At 41.8% G+C, this 5,774-nt stretch carries 6 protein-coding genes and 1 pseudogene; all 7 read left to right on the top strand.

Annotation, left to right across the window (positions count from 1 at the left end):
- Positions 1–559 (top strand): annotated as a pseudogene (locus VF500_RS04350) (polysaccharide biosynthesis protein); the annotation flags it as partial.
- Complete coding sequence (locus tag VF500_RS04345; protein ID WP_330858504.1) at positions 556–1,113, top strand: acyltransferase; 558 nt, start codon at positions 556–558, stop codon at positions 1,111–1,113. The pseudogene VF500_RS04350 and the gene VF500_RS04345, both read left to right, overlap by 4 nt.
- Before the next feature lie 6 nt (positions 1,114–1,119).
- A complete protein-coding gene (locus VF500_RS04340; RefSeq protein WP_330858503.1) occupies positions 1,120–2,088 on the top strand; it encodes a hypothetical protein in 969 nt (322 codons plus the stop codon).
- A gap of 23 nt (positions 2,089–2,111) precedes the next feature.
- Positions 2,112–3,245 carry a hypothetical protein gene (locus VF500_RS04335; RefSeq protein ID WP_330858502.1) on the top strand — a complete coding sequence of 378 codons (1,134 nt, stop codon included), beginning with the start codon at positions 2,112–2,114 and terminating at the stop codon, positions 3,243–3,245.
- Complete coding sequence (locus VF500_RS04330) at positions 3,242–4,114, top strand: glycosyltransferase family 2 protein (RefSeq protein ID WP_330858500.1); 873 nt, start codon at positions 3,242–3,244, stop codon at positions 4,112–4,114. Before VF500_RS04335 ends, VF500_RS04330 begins: the two co-directional genes overlap by 4 nt.
- A gap of 12 nt (positions 4,115–4,126) precedes the next feature.
- Positions 4,127–5,233 carry an acyltransferase gene (locus tag VF500_RS04325; RefSeq protein ID WP_330858499.1) on the top strand — a complete coding sequence of 369 codons (1,107 nt, stop codon included), beginning with the start codon at positions 4,127–4,129 and terminating at the stop codon, positions 5,231–5,233.
- Position 5,234: 1 nt separating this feature from the next.
- A partial coding sequence (locus VF500_RS04320; RefSeq protein ID WP_330858498.1) for a hypothetical protein occupies positions 5,235–5,774 on the top strand: 540 nt, incomplete at its 3' end.

Below are 5,774 nucleotides of genomic sequence, written 5' to 3'. Positions count from 1 at the left end.
ACAAATAACCATCTGGCTCATCTCAATATTTGGAAATACACAATCCATAGCCCATGTTGGCGCATTAAGTCGTTTAACTACAGTATTAACGGTTTTTACCACCTTGTTCAGTACGCTGATTGTGCCACGCTTTGCCCGGTTGCCCGAGCAAAAAAAGCTATTGGTACAGCGTTTTATACAAATAGAAATTGCGCTTTTGGTGATCAGCTTCATTATAGTGGTCATAGTAATGTTGTTTCCTTCGCAGGTACTTTGGGTATTGGGTAAGGGGTACGCAAATCTTAATAAAGAGATGCTGTTAATTACCATCTCGAGCTGTTTGTCAATGCTTGCAGGCGTTACCTATTCAGTTTTGGTGTCGCGCGGTTGGATCATTAAACCGGTAATTAATTTAACCATCAATATATTATTCCAGCTGTTGTTGGTTGTTACCATGGATCTTTCAAAAACAACCAATGTGCTGATGTTTTCCATAGTCGACTTTTTGCTGGCCTTTATTATTTTAATTACATACTTCATTTACAGGGTTTCCAAACTACCCAAACAAGCAGTTTCATGAAACAGAGATTCCCGGCTATGTTAAGGCATAAACTAAGCAACGTTAGTTTATCGCTCCGGAAAAAATATTACAAGGTTTTAGGGATGCAGATTAGTGAGGGAGTGTTTTTAGGTAAAATTAAGTGTAAATGGCCCGGCAAAGTTAGTGTTGGGAAGGAAAGTGTAATTGAGGATGACGTGGTTTTTAAAACCCCTCAGCCGTTTGCCGAAACCAACTTTGTAAAAATTGGTCAGCGTGTTTTTATTGGGCATGGCTGCGATTTCAACATCACCTTAGGGTTAACAATAGGTGATGACTGCCTTATAGCTGCCAACACAACCTTTGTTGATGCAGGCCGAGAAATGAAGGCCAGCTTGCCGATCAACCAGCAGCCTGTTATACACAAGTCAATAATTTTAAAGAACGATGTATGGATTGGGACGCATAGTATTATTCTTCAGGGAGTAACTATAGGTGAGGGTAGTATTATAGGCGCCGGTTCTTTGGTCAACAAATCAATTCCCGATTATCAGATCTGGGCAGGTACACCCGCCCGCTTTATAAAAAACAGATAAAATACTATGCAAACAGTTATTTGTACGCTTTTTGAAGGACATTATCATCTTGGTGTCGCAGCCTTTGTTAATTCACTTCACAAACATGGTTATAAGGGAGATATTTTCGCAGGTTATTTAGGCGAATTGCCCCCCTGGGCCACAGCAACAGATTTATCTCTTTTTGACGATCTGCAAGTAGCAACCTACAAGGTTAATGATTATATAAAAATTCATTTTGTTAAGCTAAAAACCACTTACCACTTAGCCAATTATAAACCTGATTTTTTGAAGTGGCTTTTTGAAGGCCCGGCCCGCGACGTGGACAATATCTTTTACTTCGACCCGGATATCATTTTAGATTACGACTGGGCTTTTTATGAAGAATGGGTGTCATTCGGAGTTACGGTTTGTGAAGATGTAAACTCTCCGCTTCCTCCCAATCATCCCCGCAAAATGGCTTGGAAAAAATATTTTGGACAATTTGATATCAGCCTCAACCTGGAAAGAGAGATTTATGTAAACTCCGGGTTTATCGGCGTTAATAAAAAAGACATTGGTTTGGTTGATACCTGGATCATGATCCAGGAAAAAATTGGCCCCTTAATAGGCGGATTAAGCCGGGCTCCTTTCCCCGGTGAAGCAAATCTGGCCAAAGAGCATGCCGGTGATTATGCACCCTTCAGCAAAACAGATCAGGATGCTTTGAATATTGCAATTGGCGCCTGGGATGGCGTTGTGAGTTTTGTAGGTAAAGAGGGGATGGGCTTGCAAGGAGGTGCAACACTGATGCTTCATGCTTTGGGAAGTCCCAAACCCTGGCGTATTAAATTCCTGAAACAATCATTTTTAGGCGTCAGTCCCAGAAGCGTAGATAAAAAATTTTGGAAGTGCGTTAATCACCCTATCAATCTTTTTAACAACAATTATGTACAACGGAAAAACTTGTTTGTAAACGTAGGCGCATTTATCGGCAGGTTTTACACCCGGAACTAATCCCCGCATTTTTACATCATATTATGAAGATTTTGCTTATTTGCGGATCTCTGGAACCCGGGCGCGACGGTGTGGGAGATTACTCACGAAACCTGAAACGGGAGTTTGTAAAGCAAGGGTACCAGGTATTTCTTTTGGCGCTGAATGATCGTCATGCCAGTACCTTAATTGAAAATGCAGCACATAAAGACATTTCAGAAGTTCGTCTGCCTGCTTCAATGGAAGCCCGTGAGCGTTTTATAAAACTACAGGATATAACAGAGACATTCGCACCCGATTGGATAAGCCTGCAATTTGTAGGTTACTCGTTTCACAAGCGAGCTATTGTCTTTGATTTAGCCAAACAGCTTGGGCGTTTAAAGATCAGTGCCAGTGTACACATCATGTTTCACGAGATCTGGCAGGGTGAATCAAGGGATAGTACGCTGAAAGATAAGATCATCGGATTTTTTCAAAAGCGATCGGCAATAGCTGTTGTAAAAGCTTTAAAACCCAAGTGTATCTCCACAACAAACGGGTATTATCAAAAGAGCCTTTTAAAAGCAGGCATCAATACCAATAAAATACCGGTATTCAGCAATATGCCCCTCGGCAACGGTTCCCGGAAAAAAATTCACGAACGATTACCGGCCGCCTTCAGGAATAACAGCACTGATTATGTTTTAGCTTGTTTTTTCGGTGGTTTTCATCCTCATAATTTGCTTGCAGCAAGGATAAAGGAATTGTCAGTAAATATTAGTGATCAGCTAAACAAAAAACTGATAGTTACGCATGCCGGTAAAAGCGGGGGCATAAAAGAGCAGTTTGCCGAGCTACATGAAGAAACCGGTATCCCTATGCATGTATTGGGTGAATGGCCCGAGAATGATATAGCCGACTATTTGGGCACATGCGACGTAAGCTTGTCTAACCATCCCAAAGTTTTATTTGAAAAAAGCGGGAGTATAGCCGCAGCCTTATATAACCGCTGCCCCGTTATCATTTTGCGCGATGGATTTGCAGAAGATGATCAAAAAAGGGAAGAGATTGAAGAGTTGAAATATATAACTGACATAAAAAGGTTTATCGACCAGAACACTGGTTTTGCTGAAAAATATAGCCCTGAAAATGCTGCTGAACAATACAGCGCCATGTTTAAATTGAGTGTGAAATCATGACCGTTGGAATAATAACTACCAATTACAACACCATGGAGATGACCTCCAGGTGTATCGATCACTGTTTACGTTATGCAGATGATAAGATAGACCAGTTTACCGTTGTTGACGATTGCTCAACCGAGTTGTTTGAAAACAAGTTCAAAGATGTACAGCTACTTCGTAACCCGCAAAATTTAGGTTTGGTTAAAAGTTTAAATAAGGGATTAAACGCTACAGATACCGATCTGGTGATCCTGTTTGACTCCGATGCCTGGCCGCTGGAAGAATACATCCTCAAAACAAAGGCATTTTTTCAGGCTAACCCAACTATCGGTATCGCTGCTTACAGCACAGAAAATGCCGAAGGAAATCCAGCCGTTGCCTTTGAACCTGAGCCGGACGCCATGAGTGTGATACTGGGTCAAAAACTGCATGGTTACTATCAAAAATATTTTAACAGAACACCCAAGCAAATAACCGTGTATACCTGCGCCATGGTAATCAGGAAAGAGGTATTGCATCAGGTTGGTGGTTTTGATGAAAATTACGACTGGCTGGAGCTTGATCATGATATTTGTATGAGCGCCATCCGCAAGGGCTGGGGCATCGGTTTAATCCCGGTTCGGGCTTTTCATAAAGGCAGCGGTACACCGCAAAAAGTAGGCAGGCGTGTTATCCGCTTTTACCAAAACAGGATAAAACTGCTCAAGAAATTTGGCAAATACCCTGCAAGGCCGCTTTTAAACTCATTAATTGTAAGCCGTTTAGCAGTAGAATACTTAGCTATCAATACCCTGGGCCGCATCAAAATGAGCGACGAGGTAAGGGCCGACAAATCCTATTCAAGGTCAAGCCTTATCGGTATGTTTTTCACCGGGAAAATTTAATTGCGCAAAACAATGACTTATTCAACAGCACCTAAAAAAATAGCCGGCGGGACAAGCATTTTTATGGATAGCCTGCGTATAGTGGCGGCCCTGGTTGTTTTTTTAGGGCATGGTTATGCGCAGTGGTTCACTACCGTCGGTTATAATTACAATGGTGTGGATTGGGGCCATATGGCAGTTGTCATATTTTTCGCGCTATCCGGCTACGTTATAGCATATTCAACCACAGCCAATAACCGTGGACTTTTACAATATACCCAGGCCCGGTTAAGCAGGTTGTATTCGGTTGTGATACCAACATTGCTGATCACCGCGCTGATTGAAATTGTTGTGAAACTATCTGATCCGGCATTATTAGCTCATTATACCAGGGGCGTTTCGTGGCCGCGATATATTATATCAGGACTGTTTCTGAATGAAGTCTGGTTCTTGTCTGCTTCGCCTCCTATAAACGGGCCATTATGGTCATTATCATATGAGTTTTGGTACTATGTAGTATTCGGATTGTTCTTCTTCCGGACAAAAGGTTGGAAAGGACTATTGTTACCATTAGCAGCTTGTTTGATAGCCGGGCCCAAAATTTTATTGATGATGCCGATCTGGCTTTTGGGAAATTGCGCGTACCGCTTTAAAAGCCCAATAAAAAACCATGGCTTATCATGGTTATTAATCACAGTAATGATCGGCATCGCGATAACTTTATTTTGTATCCTGCCGGGTTACCCGCTTCATTTAGGCAAGGCTCCCTTATTTTTTGCCGGGCAGTTTATTACCGATTTCATCATTGGTGTTTTTGTAGCACTGGCATTATGGATGCTGCCTCAGTATGATAACAAAGAGGTTAAAAAAACAAGCCCAGTTGTAAACTTGATCAGGAAATTCGCCGACCTTACATTTCCATTATATGTGCTGCATGACCCCATGCTGGTACTGGTGCGGTCAGTATGGAAAACAAGACTGTTTGATGTTACGCAATTTACAATAGCTATGCTGATTGTATTTACAGCTACCATGGTGATCGGTTCCATTATGGAACAAAACCGGAAACACTGGACGAGCTTTTTTAAGAAAGTATTGCAAAAGGGAAAAACCTTATCACTGGCAAAAGCCAATACCTAATATGGCTCAATCTCTGAAAGTGTTATTACTTACACATAAGTTCTACCCCGATTTGGGTGGAACTGAAGCGAATGCCGAATTTTTGGCAAAAGCATTTCACAACTACGGGGCCGAAGTGCACCTGCTCACATGGACACAACAGTCAGGCACCGAAGTGTTTCCTTATAAAGTTGTTCGTAATCCAGGTTTAAGGCAATTGCTGTTCGAGCATAACTGGGCCGATGTAGTTTTTGAAAATAGTCCTGTTTTAAGGATGTCGTGGCCCGCTGTTTTTTTCAGAAAGCCATTGGTTGTTTCATTAAATACCTGGTTAAGCAATGAAGACGGTTCAAAATCCGTCGCAGCAAGAACAAAGTACCTGTGGTTAGGGAAAGCTTCAAGCGTTATTGCTGTAAGCGATGCGATCAGGCAAAAATGCTGGCCGGATGCGGTTGTAATTGAAAATGCGTATAACGACGAGCTTTTTGTACAAACTATAGCTAACGATAGCAAACCTAAAAGCTTTGTTTTTTTAGGGAGGTTGGTATCGGATAAAGGAGCT

It is taken from the genome of Mucilaginibacter sp. (assembly GCF_036383575.1).
Classification (GTDB): Bacteria; Bacteroidota; Bacteroidia; order Sphingobacteriales; family Sphingobacteriaceae; genus Mucilaginibacter.
The sequence above is the reverse complement of the archived record's forward strand: the minus strand, read 5'-3'. Positions and strand labels throughout refer to the sequence as shown.

Bases quoted from the DNA above. Each gene is read 5' to 3' on its own strand.
- VF500_RS04345 (WP_330858504.1), top strand. From the start codon at position 556: ATGAAACAGAGATTCCCGGCTATGTTAAGGCATAAACTAAGCAACGTT.
- VF500_RS04340 (WP_330858503.1), top strand. From the start codon at position 1,120: ATGCAAACAGTTATTTGTACGCTTTTTGAAGGACATTATCATCTTGGT.
- VF500_RS04335 (WP_330858502.1), top strand. From the start codon at position 2,112: ATGAAGATTTTGCTTATTTGCGGATCTCTGGAACCCGGGCGCGACGGT.
- VF500_RS04330 (WP_330858500.1), top strand. From the start codon at position 3,242: ATGACCGTTGGAATAATAACTACCAATTACAACACCATGGAGATGACC.
- VF500_RS04325 (WP_330858499.1), top strand. From the start codon at position 4,127: ATGACTTATTCAACAGCACCTAAAAAAATAGCCGGCGGGACAAGCATT.